Annotated in this window: 15 protein-coding genes; 13 read left to right on the forward strand and 2 right to left on the reverse strand. The window is 60.3% G+C overall.

The window, feature by feature from the left end:
• Positions 1-5: 5 nt before the first annotated feature.
• From urtD to ureG, 13 genes are all read left to right on the forward strand, one after another.
• Positions 6-761, forward strand: coding sequence for an urea ABC transporter ATP-binding protein UrtD (urtD, locus tag JNB88_RS29590; RefSeq protein WP_220358573.1), 756 nt, complete (start codon positions 6-8; stop codon positions 759-761).
• A 1-nt stretch (position 762) separates the two neighbouring features.
• Positions 763-1458 carry an urea ABC transporter ATP-binding subunit UrtE gene (urtE, locus tag JNB88_RS29595; RefSeq protein ID WP_220358574.1) on the forward strand — a complete coding sequence of 232 codons (696 nt, stop codon included), beginning with the start codon at positions 763-765 and terminating at the stop codon, positions 1456-1458.
• 180 nt (positions 1459-1638) lie between these two features.
• Positions 1639-2460, forward strand: a complete 822-nt coding sequence (locus tag JNB88_RS29600; protein ID WP_220358575.1) for an urease accessory protein UreD — start codon at positions 1639-1641, stop codon at positions 2458-2460.
• Positions 2461-2480: 20 nt separating this feature from the next.
• On the forward strand, positions 2481-2783 hold the full coding sequence (locus JNB88_RS29605; RefSeq protein WP_007533656.1) for an urease subunit gamma: 303 nt from the start codon (positions 2481-2483) through the stop codon (positions 2781-2783).
• Positions 2784-2790: 7 nt separating this feature from the next.
• Positions 2791-3045, forward strand: coding sequence for a DUF1272 domain-containing protein (locus tag JNB88_RS29610; RefSeq protein ID WP_220358576.1), 255 nt, complete (start codon positions 2791-2793; stop codon positions 3043-3045).
• Positions 3046-3055: 10 nt separating this feature from the next.
• Positions 3056-3361, forward strand: coding sequence for an urease subunit beta (locus JNB88_RS29615; RefSeq protein ID WP_220358577.1), 306 nt, complete (start codon positions 3056-3058; stop codon positions 3359-3361).
• Between the two features lie 19 nt (positions 3362-3380).
• Complete coding sequence (locus tag JNB88_RS29620; protein WP_220358578.1) at positions 3381-3791, forward strand: lysozyme inhibitor LprI family protein; 411 nt, start codon at positions 3381-3383, stop codon at positions 3789-3791.
• Positions 3792-3807: 16 nt separating this feature from the next.
• Complete coding sequence (locus tag JNB88_RS29625; protein WP_220358610.1) at positions 3808-4431, forward strand: Urease operon accessory protein; 624 nt, start codon at positions 3808-3810, stop codon at positions 4429-4431.
• Between the two features lie 3 nt (positions 4432-4434).
• Complete coding sequence (ureC, locus tag JNB88_RS29630; protein ID WP_220358579.1) at positions 4435-6144, forward strand: urease subunit alpha; 1710 nt, start codon at positions 4435-4437, stop codon at positions 6142-6144.
• Between the two features lie 342 nt (positions 6145-6486).
• Positions 6487-7326, forward strand: a complete 840-nt coding sequence (locus tag JNB88_RS29635) for a GGDEF domain-containing protein (protein ID WP_220358580.1) — start codon at positions 6487-6489, stop codon at positions 7324-7326.
• 91 nt (positions 7327-7417) lie between these two features.
• Positions 7418-7888, forward strand: a complete 471-nt coding sequence (gene ureE, locus JNB88_RS29640) for an urease accessory protein UreE (protein WP_220358581.1) — start codon at positions 7418-7420, stop codon at positions 7886-7888.
• 6 nt (positions 7889-7894) lie between these two features.
• Positions 7895-8566, forward strand: coding sequence for an urease accessory protein UreF (locus JNB88_RS29645; RefSeq protein WP_220358582.1), 672 nt, complete (start codon positions 7895-7897; stop codon positions 8564-8566).
• A gap of 79 nt (positions 8567-8645) precedes the next feature.
• Positions 8646-9257, forward strand: coding sequence for an urease accessory protein UreG (gene ureG, locus JNB88_RS29650; protein ID WP_037137155.1), 612 nt, complete (start codon positions 8646-8648; stop codon positions 9255-9257).
• 1 nt (position 9258) lies between these two features.
• Here the strand turns inward: ureG and JNB88_RS29655 are convergent, their stop codons facing one another.
• Entirely contained in the window at positions 9259-9942 is a 684-nt protein-coding gene (locus tag JNB88_RS29655) for a Crp/Fnr family transcriptional regulator (protein ID WP_220358583.1), read from the reverse strand.
• Between the two features lie 139 nt (positions 9943-10081).
• Positions 10082-13375 (reverse strand): efflux RND transporter permease subunit, encoded by a 3294-nt coding sequence (locus JNB88_RS29660; protein ID WP_220358584.1) that lies wholly within the window; start codon positions 13373-13375, stop codon positions 10082-10084.
• Positions 13376-13379: the final 4 nt, after the last annotated feature.

Consider the following 13379-nt stretch of genomic DNA (forward strand, 5'->3'; position numbering starts at 1 on the left):
CGATCATGATCCCTGACGTCAAACCAAACAGCGTTCTCTATCTCAACAACGTCTCGGTTTCCTTCGATGGCTTCAAGGCGCTGAACTCGCTCTCGATCGTCATCGAACCCGGCGAACTTCGTGCCATCATCGGCCCCAACGGCGCGGGCAAAACGACGATGATGGACATCATCACCGGCAAGACCCGACCGGATGAGGGTGAGGTGTTCTTCAACGGGCAGACCGATCTCACCAAACTTGATGAGGCCGACATCGCGCAGTTGGGGATCGGCCGCAAGTTCCAGAAGCCGACGGTTTTCGAAAGCCACACGGTATGGGACAATCTCGAACTGGCATTGAACCGCAAGCGCGATGTCTTCTCGACGCTGTTTTACCGGCTCTCTGCCGAGGACAAGGCGCGTATCGACGAGATCCTTGAAACGGTTCGGCTCACGCATCGGCGGGACGAACTCGCCGCCAACCTCTCACATGGGCAGAAGCAATGGCTGGAGATCGGCATGCTTCTGGCGCAGGAACCAAAGCTCTTGCTGGTCGATGAACCGGTCGCCGGGATGACCGATGCCGAAACCGCGGAGACGGCGATCCTGCTCAAGGAGATCGCCAAGACTCGCTCGGTCGTCGTCGTTGAGCATGACATGGGCTTCATCCGCGACCTGGGCGTCAAGGTGACGTGCCTTGCCGAAGGTTCGGTGCTGGCCGAGGGATCGATCGATTTCGTGAGCTCCGATCCCAAGGTGATCGAAAACTATCTGGGGCGCTGAGATGCTGACAGTCGACAATGCAAACCTTCACTACGGCGCAGCACATGCGCTCCGCGGCATCTCCATCAAGGCAGAGATGGGCAAGATCACTTGCGTGCTGGGGCGTAACGGCGTGGGCAAGAGTTCTCTTCTCCGCGCCGTTACTGGCCAGCATCCATTGTCATCAGGAACGGTGACCTTCAACGAGGCGAAACTTAACGGATTGCCACCGTTCGCCCGCGCCAAACAAGGTATTGGATATGTGCCGCAGGGACGCGAAATCTTCCCGTTGCTGACGGTCAAGGAAAATCTCGAGACCGGTTTTGCACCGCTTGGACGCCGGGATCGCTCAATTCCGGATGACATCTTCAGTCTGTTTCCGGTGCTGCAGTCCATGCTTGGGCGGCGAGGTGGCGACCTGTCGGGCGGGCAGCAGCAACAACTGGCGATCGGCCGGGCGATGGTGACGCGGCCGAAGATCCTCGTGCTCGACGAGCCGACCGAAGGCATCCAGCCATCGATCATCAAGGATATCGGCCGGGCAATCCGCTATCTGCGCGACAGTACCGGGATGGCGATCCTGCTGGTCGAGCAGTACCTCGATTTCTGCCGCGAACTCGCCGACTACGTCTACATCATGGATCGCGGCGAGATCGTGCACGAGGGACTAGCGGAGACGCTCGATACGGCGGAGGCGCGCCGTCATCTGACTGTCTGATCCCGTGGCTATCTGTTGGGCAGATGCTGTTTTTCTCGGCAGCTTCTGAGGGGTCCCGTTGCCGCCGGTCCGATCGCTGAGACTGCCACGGCACGGCACGGGAATTGCTTGCTTTCTGCAAGTTAGTGATTTCAATGAAAACGGCCGGGGCCAACCGGCGGTGTGTTGGGAAGGGACGGAATGACGAACGCGGCGGCAGCCACGAGACCGCAGAGAGCCGAGGGGCGCGGACATCTGGCTGCGAAGATGCTTGACGGGCGTACGCGCCTGCAGGAGCTCTACCAGGAAGGAGCGGCCAAGATCCGGCTTCCGGATACGTTCGATTCCTCCATGGAGGCCGTCATCATCAATACCGCTGGCGGGCTCACCGGCGGCGACCGGATGAACTGGAGCGTTGCGGCGGGCCCGGGCACCCGCATCGATGTTACCACGCAGGCCTGCGAGAAGATCTACAAGGCATCGGCAGGAACGGCCGAGGTCAATACCAGCATTACTGTCGGCGCGAAGGCGCGGGTGGACTGGTTGCCGCAGGAAACCATCCTGTTCGATCGTTCATCGCTGTTTCGCAGGCTCGACGTTGATCTCGACGACGATGCCGAATTCCTGGCCGTCGAGGCCATCCTGCTTGGCCGCAAGGCGATGGGGGAGGCGGTGGATACGGGTCTCTTTCGCGACCGCTGGCGTATTCGCAAGGGCGGGAGGCTTTGCCACGCCGAGGATTTGCAGTTGAAGGGCAATGTCGCTTCGCTGGCCGGCGCCGATGCCGTGCTGTCAGGCAAGGTCGCGTTTGCGACGTTGCTCTACGTCGGACCGCGCGCCGAAGCCTACCTCGCTGCGGTGCGCCCGTTACTCGAGGGCCATATGGGCGGCGCCAGTAGCTGGGCCGGCAAGCTCGTGGTGCGTCTTTCGGCCTCCGATGGCTTTGCGCTCAGAAAAAGTCTCATCCCGATCATTTCGGCCTTGCGCGATGGAGCGCCGGTGCCGAAAGTCTGGAATCTCTAGTTGAAGCAGATGGATGCACGATGAACCTCACACCGAGAGAAAAAGACAAGCTGTTGATTTCGATGGCGGCGATGGTCGCGCGGCGGCGGCTGGAGCGGGGCGTCAAGCTCAACCATCCCGAAGCGATCGCGTTGATCACCGACTTCGTCGTCGAAGGCGCGCGTGATGGGCGTCCGGTCGCGGAACTGATGGAAGCCGGTGCCCATGTCATCGGTCGTCACCAGGTCATGGAAGGTATCGCAGAGATGATCCACGACGTGCAGGTCGAAGCGACATTTCCTGATGGAACGAAGCTCGTCACTGTCCACGAACCGATCCGCTGAGGTTCCCATGCTGGAGCTGCGCCCCAATTGCGAATGCTGCGACAAGGATCTTCCGCCCGACAGTGCCGAGGCAATGATCTGCACCTTCGAATGCACGTTCTGCGCCGATTGTGTTGCCGATGTTCTCGGCGGCATCTGCCCGAATTGCGGCGGCGAACTTGTGCGCCGCCCGGTGCGCCCCGCTGCCAAGCTTGACAAGTACCCGGCGTCGACAAAGCGCGTTCTGAAAGCCGAGGGCTGCGCGCCCATCAAGGCTGCGTGAGGAGAAGATCATGATCCCAGGAGAAATCATTGCCGCAAGCGGCGACATCGAGCTGAACGTCGGCGCGCCGACAGTGACGCTTGAGGTCTCGAACACCGGCGATCGCCCGGTGCAGGTCGGCAGCCACTATCATTTCGCGGAAACGAATACCGGTCTCACTTTCGATCGCGAAAAGGCACACGGCATGCGGCTCGATATCCCGGCAGGCACGGCCGTGCGTTTCGAGCCCGGTCAGACGCGTTCGGTGACGCTCATCCCTCTCGCCGGCAAGCGCGAAGTCTACGGTTTCCGCCAGCTGGTCATGGGCAAGCTCTAGAGTGAGCCGGGAGCAGATGATGCGTGCGAGCTTATACCTTCTGGCCGCTGGAGCTGCGATGGTCTTTGCCTTTGGCGCCAACGCTGGGGATATTGATTGCAAAAACCCCGTCACGCAGGCCGACATGACAGCTTGTGAACTGGCGCGCCAGCAGACCGCCGACAAGGCGCTGAACGCACAGTACAAGATCACGCGCGCGGCTCTCGCAGCACTCGACAAGGATCTCGATGCGGATATGCGCGGTGCCGAAGAGGCACTGGTGAAGGCGCAGCGCGCATGGGTGAGTTTCCGTGATGCGGAGTGTGAGGCGGCAGGCTTTCAGGCGCGTGGCGGCACGATGGAGCCGATGCTCGTCGCGGGTTGCATCGCCGAGTTGACGGACGCGCGCACCAAGCAGCTCAAGGAACTCGCTGAGACGATGGGCAACTGACATGGTTGGCAGGATCATGGTCGTCGGCAACGGAGAGATCGGCGCGCAGGCGGCCGCTGCGGTAGCAGATGCCGCCTTCGTTATCCGCTTCAACGAATGCCGCTCCTACGAAGCGAGCCCGGGGCGCACCGACGTCGTCGCCGTCTGCAATACCGGGCGACCGGGCAAGGCTATGCTCGCTTCCGAGGCGTGGCGGGAGCATCCCGCCGTGCGAAAGGCTGCGGCGATCTGGAGCGTGCGCGATCCGCGGAAGTTCGCGGAAATGCGGGCGCCGTTGGCTGTATCGCACCCTGAGCTAGATGATTTCTGCGACGACTACACGAGTCAATTCAATGCGTTCTGTGCGGATGTTGGCAAAGAGCATGTGGTCGTTGACAGAATGATTCATGAAGCCGTCGACACATCGCTCGCGGCCTTTCACCCTGCGCCCTACGTTGTGCCGAGCAGCGGCATGATCGTGATCGCCGAGGTGATGAAAAGGTTTCCCGAAGCGGCCATTGATCTCGCGGGTTTCGGCCACGTGGGATGGGAATGGCATCCCTTCGCTGCCGAGAGACAGCTTGTTGATAGTTATGTCGTCGCCGGTCGCGTCACGCGGTTTCCGGCGAGCGCACCCATTTCTTCCTCCCAAGGAGCCTGAGATATGCCTTACAAGATTTCCCGCGCCGCCTATGCCGGCATGTTCGGCCCCACCACCGGCGACAAGGTGCGCCTTGCCGATACCGAGCTCTTCATCGAGATCGAGAAGGATTTCACCACATATGGCGAAGAGGTGAAATTTGGCGGCGGCAAGGTTATCCGCGACGGCATGGGTCAGAGCCAGGCGACGCGCGCACAGGGTGCAGTCGATACTGTCATCACCAATGCGGTGATCATCGATCACACTGGCATCGTGAAGGCCGATATCGGGCTCAAGAACGGCCGGATCGCGGCGATTGGCAAGGCCGGCAATCCGGATACTCAGCCGGGTGTCAACATCATTGTCGGTCCATCGACCGAGGCAATTGCGGGCGAGGGTAAGATCATCACTGCCGGTGGAATGGATGCCCATATCCATTACATTTGCCCGCAGCAGATCGAAGAAGCGCTGATGAGCGGCATTACGTGCATGCTGGGCGGCGGCTCCGGCCCGGCGCATGGCACGCTCGCCACCACCTGCACCGGCGCCTGGCATATCGAGCGGATGATCGAGAGCTTCGACGGCTTCCCGATGAATCTCGCGCTCGCAGGCAAGGGTAATGCCTCGCTGCCCGCCGCGCTTGAGGAGATGGTGCTTGCCGGCGCGTCTTCGCTGAAGCTGCATGAGGATTGGGGCACGACGCCTGCGGCGATCGACTGCTGCCTTTCGGTCGCAGACGAATACGACATCCAGGTGATGATCCACACGGATACGCTGAACGAAAGCGGCTTCGTCGAGGATACGATCGGCGCCCTCAAAGGTCGTACGATCCATGCCTTCCACACCGAGGGCGCCGGCGGCGGACATGCGCCCGACATTATCAAGATTTGTGGTCAGTCGAACGTCATTCCTTCGTCGACCAACCCGACGCGGCCCTATACAGTCAACACTGTTGCCGAGCATCTCGACATGCTGATGGTCTGCCATCACCTGTCGCCGTCGATCCCCGAAGATATCGCGTTTGCTGAAAGCCGCATCCGCAAGGAGACCATCGCCGCTGAAGATATCCTCCACGATATCGGTGCCTTCTCGATCATCTCGTCCGACAGCCAGGCCATGGGCCGCGTCGGCGAGGTCGCGATCCGCACCTGGCAGACGGCCGACAAAATGAAGCGTCAGCGCGGTCGCCTCAAGGAGGAGACCGGGGAGAACGACAACTTCCGGGTTCGCCGCTACATAGCGAAGTACACGATCAACCCGGCGATCGCCCAGGGTCTCAGTCACGAGATCGGTTCGGTTGAAGTCGGCAAGCGTGCCGATCTGGTCCTGTGGAATCCTGCCTTCTTCGGCGTCAAGCCGGAGATGGTATTGCTCGGCGGTTCGATTGCTGCGGCTCCGATGGGCGATCCGAACGCTTCGATCCCGACGCCGCAGCCGATGCATTACCGTCCGATGTTTGCCGCCTACGGCAAGCTGCGAACCAATTCGTCCGTCACGTTCGTCTCACAAGCGTCGCTCGATGCTGGCCTGAAAGGGCGTCTTGGCGTCGCTAAGAATCTCGTTGCGGTGAAGAACACCCGCGGCGGCATCTCCAAGGCGTCGATGATCCACAACAGCCTGACGCCTGATATCGAGGTCGATCCAGAGACCTACGAAGTGCGTGCGGACGGTGAATTGTTGACCTGCGAGCCGGCGACGGTGTTGCCGATGGCGCAGCGTTATTTCCTGTTCTGACTGTTTGGAACCGACCGGCGTCAGAGCCCGGTCGGTCCTAACGTCCCACGTTAAGTATGAATCTTCCTTAGGTTGTTTTTATTTTTTCGATGTTCCACCTTGAGGCGGCCTGCCCATAATGGAACATCGCTATAAGCCTTTCGTAAAAGATAGCGTAAAAACAGCGTCTTATGATTTCATTCTCATGAGTTGTTTCGCTGTAGAAGACGTAGCTTTTTTGGGCACTTTCTGAACAACGACCAATTCACCAAACTCGTTCAAATCTTAACAAATCACTTAAGACCTCGGCAGGAGTTGGCCTCTAAGCAATGTGCCTGGCGGCGCGCAAGAAGGTCGATTCGCATGAGAATTTCACTCCAGGCTGAGCTTGGCGATTTCCAGGATCGCCACACAATTTATGTGTTTGCTCTCAAGATGAGCTTCCTCGCGGTGACGCTGTCGTCCGTCGTGATTACGCTCATCTTGCCTCCGCTCAGCTGGATGGGGATGTTGCCCGTTCCGCTCGCCCATGGCGTTGTCTATGGCGTCTTGTTGTCATGGCTTATCGGTGGTGCCGTTTCGAGTGTGTTGTCGCTGGTGGCGGGTCATGCGATGCATCAGCTCAGCGTGTCGCGTGCGGAGTTCGAGCAGCTTAGTCGCACTGATGTGTTGTCAGGTCTTCTCAATCGGCGAGCCTTTACCGAGGCACTGGAGGAAGTCGATGAAAACGCCTGCCTGGCGATCTTCGACGTGGATCGCTTCAAGGCCATCAACGATCGTTTCGGCCATGCCTGCGGTGATGCTGTGATCGTGGCGGTATCCGCAATCCTGGCGGCCGCCTTCGCGGGAAGCTCGGCAGCAGCAAGGTTGGGCGGCGAGGAGTTCGGAGCGATCGTCGTCGGTGGGTCGCAGGAGCAGCGGATAGAAAGAGTGAGGTCGGTCTGCGCTCATCTGGCGGGCCAGCCCGTCGCCGCAGGCGATTGCGTGGTTGCCATAACCGTCTCCGCAGGGATTGCCGAACTCGGCGAGGGGCGGAGCAAGGAGGGAGCCTATTCTGCGGCAGACAAGGCGCTCTATCTGGCAAAGGCGCTCGGTCGCAACCGAGTCGTGCATGAGAACGAGGGGCTGCATCCTGGCTGGCGTAGGCATTCATCTGAGGAGCGCGAGATTAACACTATTTGCGACGAGGCACGCCTAGCCTGAGGAGCGCTGGAAGCGGCGGAGTCGCTTCATTCCTCTTGCATCGCGCGGGGGTATTTTGCATGGTCGCACTCTCAAGCGAAATGGACATGTCATGCAACGCGTTACCTCCTATCTCCCTGCCGGCACGCCATCATCCAACCCGATCGGCAAAGTCGTCCTGCCACACGATCTGCGACACTTGCGCAGGAAGCTGCTTCATCTCGAGAACGGCGAGATGGTAATGCTCGACCTCAAGGAGCCGGTTCTTTTTGCAAGTGGCGATATGCTGGTTCTCGACGACGGCGAGCTTATCGAAATCGTGGCCGCCGACGAGAAGCTCTTCGAGGTCAAAGGCCGGAACCGCCTGCACCTGATTGAACTTGCATGGCACCTCGGCAACCGGCATCTCGGCGCACAGATCGAGGAAGACCGCATTCTCATCCTGCGAGATCATGTCATCCGCTCCATGCTTGAAGGGCTCGGTGCGACGGTACGGGAAGTTGCCGAGCCGTTCCAGCCGGCTCGCGGCGCCTATCATTCGCATGGTCATGACCACGGACATCATCATCACTCGCACGACTGAGCCGATATGACTGATGATGCTGATCTGCAGGCGTTGCTGCGGCTGATGGCCTGGCTGTCGCCGGCCTTCCCGGTCGGGTCTTTCGCCTATTCAGGCGGTTTGGAGCGCGCCGTTCACGATGGGCTGGTCACCGATGCTCATTCCCTTGCGAGTTGGGCATCGAACCTGATCGAGCGTGGGGCTGTCTGGAATGACGCCATTCTCCTCGCGGAGAGCCATCGCTGCCTTGGGCAGCAAGGGCGCCTTGGCGAACTCGCGGAACTCGCGGAAGCGCTTGCGGGATCGCGTGAACGTCATCAGGAAACCATGCTGCTTGGCGACGCGTTTCTCTCCGCTGCCCGCGCGTGGCCGGATGAGGTGTTCGATCGATTGCCGCGGCACGTGGCATATCCGGTCGCCATCGGCGCCGTTGCGGGCGCGCATGGCGTTGCGGCGGAAAGGGCGATCGCGGCATTCCTGCATGCCTATCTTTCGCAGTTGGTTTCCGCGGGGATCCGTCTCGGCGTTGCCGGGCAAAAGGATGGCGTTGCCGTTCTTGCGGGCCTTGAGCGCGACATCGCCGATGTCGCCAAACGGGCAGCCGCTTCAACTGCGGACGATCTTGGCTCGGCAACGATCCAGGCCGACATCATGTCGCTGCGCCACGAGACGCAGTCGACGCGGCTCTTTCGGTCGTGAGCCGTCACGATCTGCGCTATTTGCCGGTGGTCGCTCCGGAAGCGGCGCGCTATCATCAGCTGCTATTGGAGTTCAGAACATGAAATCAGGAAACGGACCCCTGCGTGTGGGTATCGGTGGGCCGGTCGGCTCCGGCAAGACAGCGCTGACCGAGAAGCTCTGCAAGGCTATGCGTGACGAATACTCGGTCGCCGTTGTTACGAACGACATCTATACGACTGAGGATGCCGAGGCGCTGATGCGTATGCAGGCTTTGCCATCGGATCGGATTGTTGGCGTCGAGACAGGCGGCTGCCCGCATACGGCAATTCGTGAGGATGCGACCATCAACCTTCAGGCTATCGCTGGCCTCAGCGAACGGATTCCGGATCTTGATGTCGTTTTCATCGAGTCGGGCGGCGACAATCTGGCTGCGACCTTTTCTCCAGACCTCGCTGATATCACGATCTACGTAATTTCCGTGTGCCAGGGTGAGGAGATCCCGCGTAAGGGCGGCCCGGGCATTACGAAGTCCGATCTTCTGGTTATCAACAAGAAGGACCTGGCTCCCTATGTCGGCGCGGACCTGGATGTCATGGACCGCGACGCGACCAGGATGCGCCAGGCACGGCCTTTCGTGTTCTCCGACATGAAGCGTGGCGATGGAGTGAACTCCATCGTCAGCTTCCTGAAGGAGCAGGGCGGCCTCTAGGCTAGAAGACCTGCCTGAGAGTGTCGACGTCGGCGATCGCTATGGCGCGGCCGCTGACCGTGACACCCGAGCCGCGCAGCGCTGAGAAGGCGCGCGACAGCGCTTCTGGTGCCAGCCCGAGCTTGCGCGCCAGAAGACTCTTCTGGAATGGCAGGCGCAGAGTTGCCCGAGCACCTTCGTTGGTGCAATGCGTCAGCAGGTAGTGTGCGACGCGCTGCTGGCTGGTCTGCATACGATCTCGCGCCAGGCAATCCATAGTCGCCAGCAAATGTTGCGTGAGGCTGCGTGCGATCGCGCTGCCGATTCGCGGTTGCGCGTCTAGCAGAGCCTTGACCTGCGTGAGATCAAACCGGGCGAGGATGGCGTGTTCCATCGCCTGGGCGCTGTAATGGTATCCTTGTCCTTCAAGCACGAGGCATTCGCCGAAGCTGTCGCCCGGCTCGCAGATTCGGATATCGGCTTCTTGGTCTTCCGACCCACGATAGAGGCGGACATAGCCGCTCAGTACGCAGTAGAAATAGCGTGCTTTGTCGTGTTCGTAGAAGAGAACGTCATGCGGCTCATAACGCACCGCGACCGCGCAAGACATGAGAGCGTCTTGCTCCTGCCGATCAAGGCCGGAAGCGATCGAGGCACCACCAAGCACCGCACGCTGCGCGCCGCTCAGTTTCAAAGCTCTGGTCATTTGTTTCTCCCTGTGGCGCGGCGGGTGCCGCCCCTACCTGATGTTGGCAAGGGTAACCGGGAGATGCGGTTCAGAACTTGATCTCGATCAAATGTGGATCAATAAAAAAGCCGGGCTGAACCCGGCTTTTGATTGGCGGCTATTCCGCTGCGAAAGGCGGCAGGCGAACGACATTGCCCGATTTCCCGCGCTTTCCTTCCGGGGTCTCGATCGCCGTCACGCGGCCTTCGAGAGCACCAACGGCCTGCGTCAGTTCTTCGCGGGAAAGCGCCAGATCTTCCTTGTCCTTCCTGCCCACGAGGCGACCGAACATCCAGGCAAGCAGGCGGGACAGGTCGTCCATGATGAGGAAGAACGAGGGCACGACGACCAGCGAAAGCACGGTCGACACGATAATGCCGCCGATCACTGCGATCGCCATCGGCGCACGGAACGAGCCACCTTCGCCAACGCCGAGCGCCGACGGCAGCATGCCTGCGGACATCGCGATAGAGGTCATGATAATCGGTCGGGCGCGCTTGCGGCCTGCCTCGACCATGGCTTCCACCCGCTCCATGCCGCGATGGCGCATCTCGATCGCGAAGTCGACCAGCAGGATGGCGTTCTTCGTCACGATACCCATCAGCATCAGGATGCCGATCATGACCGGCATTGAGAGCGGGTTCTGTGTGAGCAGCAGTCCGACGGCAACGCCCCCGATCGCAAGCGGCAGCGAGAACAGGATGGTAAAGGGCTGGATCACGTCCTTGAAGAGAAGGATCAGCACTGTCAGTACCAGCATCAGGCCCATCAACATGGCGTTGACGAAGCTCTGCTGCATTTCGGTCTGGACCTTCGTATCGCCGCTTTCTGCCAGCTGGACCGTCGGAGGGATCTTGGCCTCATCGACAATCTGCCGGAACCGAGCGGATGCCGTATCGAGTGCCACGCCTTGCGGCAGATCGGACCCGATCGACACGACACGGTAGCGATTGTTGCGCTTGATCGAGCTGACGCCTTCTGAATAGTCGATATCGGCGACCGTGGAGAGAGGCACAGTACCCCCGCTCGCGGTCTGGATCTTCAGCGCTCGGAGGGCGGCAAGATCACGGCGCATGTCCAGCGATGCCTGCACGCGGATCGGAATCTGGCGATCGTCCAGGTTTATCTTGGCAAGGGCCGCATCGATATCGCCGATGGTGGCGACGCGGATCGTTTCGGAGATCTGCTGCGGCGTGATGCCGAGACGGGCAGCCTGGTCCTTGCGTGGACGGACCTGCAGTTCCGGACGCGGCAGGGCGCCTTCTGCACTGACGTTCGCCAGCAGCGGGTCGGCACGCAGTTTCGATTCAAGAATGCCGACAGCATCGTTCAGATCCTTCTCGTTCTTCGAGAGGAAGTTGAACGACAGGTCACGCTCGCCGCGATCGTTGAGTTTCAGGATACGTACGTCAGGGATATGGCGAAGTTTGGTGAACACCTCCTTCTCGATATCCCACTGTGGGCGAACGCGGCCATTCGGTTCCACCTTCGGCAGATAGGGGCCGATGATCGGCAGTTTCCCAAGGAAATCATCGACAAGCTTTTTCGAAAGCCTCTGGTCTAACTTGTGGAGCGTGAGCGTAACGGTCGCACGGCGCAGCTCGAGGTCTCCCTTCGGAGACGCCCCGCCGAGGACGAAGACGCTTTCAACGCCGTCGATATCCTTGACGTCCTTGTAAATCGCATTCGTCGTCGCGTCGGTATCGTCGAGCGTCGCGTTCGGCGGCAGCTCGACGGACAGCACGATGCGCGATGCATCTTCCGGCGGGAGGAAGCTGCCGGGCACCTGCGCAAGCAACATGACGGAGCCAACGAGGAAAGCGATCGCCGCAAGCAGCGTCGCGTAACGGGTCCACCAGCGCCGGGTCGTGGCACGCACGAGGCGAGTATAGCCGCGGAAGAAAAGGCCATCATTGTCGTGATGGTCTTCCATGCCATCTTCCGCACGCATGAGATAGGCAGCCATCATCGGTGTGATGAGGCGTGCCACCATGAGCGAGAAGAAGACGGAGAAGGCAACCGTCAGGCCGAACTGAATGAAGTACTGGCCGGGAATGCCGGGCATGAACGACACCGGCACGAAGACGGCAATGATCGTGAATGTCGTGGCAATGACCGCGAGGCCGATTTCGTCCGCGGCCTCAATGGCGGCGCGATAGGGCGTTTTGCCCATCTTGATATGACGGGCAATGTTCTCGATCTCGACGATCGCGTCATCGACGAGAATACCTGTCGCGAGCGTCAGGGCGAGGAAGCTGACGAGGTTCAGCGAGAAACCCATCAGGTCCATGATCCAGAACGTCGGGATCGCCGACAGCGGTAGCGCGACGGCTGAAATCAGCGTTGCGCGCCAGTTCCGGAGGAACAGGAAAACGACGATGATCGCAAGCACAGCGCCTTCGATCAGCGTGTCGATGGCCGCTTCATAGTTGCCGTAGGTGAAGTAGACGGAGTCGCTGATCAGCTCGATGCCGACGTTGGGGTTTTCAGCGCGCACCTTCTCGAGGCTCTTTGCGACGGTTTCCGCAACGCTGACTTCGCTGGCGCCCTTCGAGCGGAACACGCCGAAGGTAACGACAGGGGTGTCGTCGAAGCGCGAAAAGGATTTCGGCTCCTGATAGGTGTCCTTGATGGCGCCGAGGTCGGACAGCTTGACGAAACGGCCATTCGGCAGGGCGATCGTGGTATTGGCGAGTTCCGCGACGTTGCGGGCATCGCCAAGCACGCGGATTGCCTGCTCGCTACCTGCCACCTGACCACGACCGGAACCGAGGTCGACGTTGGTGCCTCGCAGCTGCTGGTTCACGCTTGCGGCGGTGATACCGTGGGCATTCAGCTTGTCCGGGTTGAGTTCGATGCGCACTTCACGCTCGGCGCCGCCGTAACGGTCGACGCGACCGATGCCGGCCTGGCCCTGGAGGGCGCGCTTGATCGTGTCGTCGACGAACCAGGAGAGCTCTTCGAGCGTCATGTCGGGCGACGAGACAGCGAAAGTCTGGATCGCCTGGCCCTCGACGTCGATCTTCGAGACGATCGGCTCTTCGACGTTTGCAGGCAGATCGCTGCGAATGCGGTCGATGGCGTCCTTGGTGTCCTGAACAGCCTGCTCTGTCGGCACTTCCATACGGAACATGACGACGGTCTGCGACTGGCCGTCTGTCACCGTCGACTGGATCTCGTCGATGCCGTTTATGCTGGCAACAGCGTCCTCGATTTCCTTCGTCACCTGCATCTCAAGTTCGGCAGGCGAAGCGCCGCTTTGCGTGACGATGATGGAAACGAGCGGAACGTCGATATTCGGGAAGCGCGTGATCGGCAGCTTGTTAAAAGACTGGATGCCGACGAAAAGCAGAAGCGCAAACACCAGAAGCGGTGCTACTGGATTTCTGATAGACCAAGCTGAAAAGTTCATCGGT

The sequence above is a fragment of the Rhizobium cauense genome (assembly GCF_019511525.1).
Classification (GTDB): domain Bacteria; phylum Pseudomonadota; class Alphaproteobacteria; order Rhizobiales; family Rhizobiaceae; genus Rhizobium; species Rhizobium cauense.

Bases quoted from the DNA above. Each gene is read 5' to 3' on its own strand.
- JNB88_RS29620 (WP_220358578.1), top strand. From the start codon at position 3,381: ATGCGTGCGAGCTTATACCTTCTGGCCGCTGGAGCTGCGATGGTCTTT.
- JNB88_RS29655 (WP_220358583.1), bottom strand. From the start codon at position 9,942: ATGACCAGAGCTTTGAAACTGAGCGGCGCGCAGCGTGCGGTGCTTGGT.
- ureC (WP_220358579.1), top strand. From the start codon at position 4,435: ATGCCTTACAAGATTTCCCGCGCCGCCTATGCCGGCATGTTCGGCCCC.
- JNB88_RS29625 (WP_220358610.1), top strand. From the start codon at position 3,808: ATGGTCGTCGGCAACGGAGAGATCGGCGCGCAGGCGGCCGCTGCGGTA.
- ureE (WP_220358581.1), top strand. From the start codon at position 7,418: ATGCAACGCGTTACCTCCTATCTCCCTGCCGGCACGCCATCATCCAAC.
- JNB88_RS29615 (WP_220358577.1), top strand. From the start codon at position 3,056: ATGATCCCAGGAGAAATCATTGCCGCAAGCGGCGACATCGAGCTGAAC.
- JNB88_RS29610 (WP_220358576.1), top strand. From the start codon at position 2,791: ATGCTGGAGCTGCGCCCCAATTGCGAATGCTGCGACAAGGATCTTCCG.
- JNB88_RS29605 (WP_007533656.1), top strand. From the start codon at position 2,481: ATGAACCTCACACCGAGAGAAAAAGACAAGCTGTTGATTTCGATGGCG.
- JNB88_RS29645 (WP_220358582.1), top strand. From the start codon at position 7,895: ATGACTGATGATGCTGATCTGCAGGCGTTGCTGCGGCTGATGGCCTGG.
- JNB88_RS29600 (WP_220358575.1), top strand. From the start codon at position 1,639: ATGACGAACGCGGCGGCAGCCACGAGACCGCAGAGAGCCGAGGGGCGC.
- ureG (WP_037137155.1), top strand. From the start codon at position 8,646: ATGAAATCAGGAAACGGACCCCTGCGTGTGGGTATCGGTGGGCCGGTC.
- urtE (WP_220358574.1), top strand. From the start codon at position 763: ATGCTGACAGTCGACAATGCAAACCTTCACTACGGCGCAGCACATGCG.
- urtD (WP_220358573.1), top strand. From the start codon at position 6: ATGATCCCTGACGTCAAACCAAACAGCGTTCTCTATCTCAACAACGTC.
- JNB88_RS29660 (WP_220358584.1), bottom strand. From the start codon at position 13,375: ATGAACTTTTCAGCTTGGTCTATCAGAAATCCAGTAGCACCGCTTCTG.
- JNB88_RS29635 (WP_220358580.1), top strand. From the start codon at position 6,487: ATGAGAATTTCACTCCAGGCTGAGCTTGGCGATTTCCAGGATCGCCAC.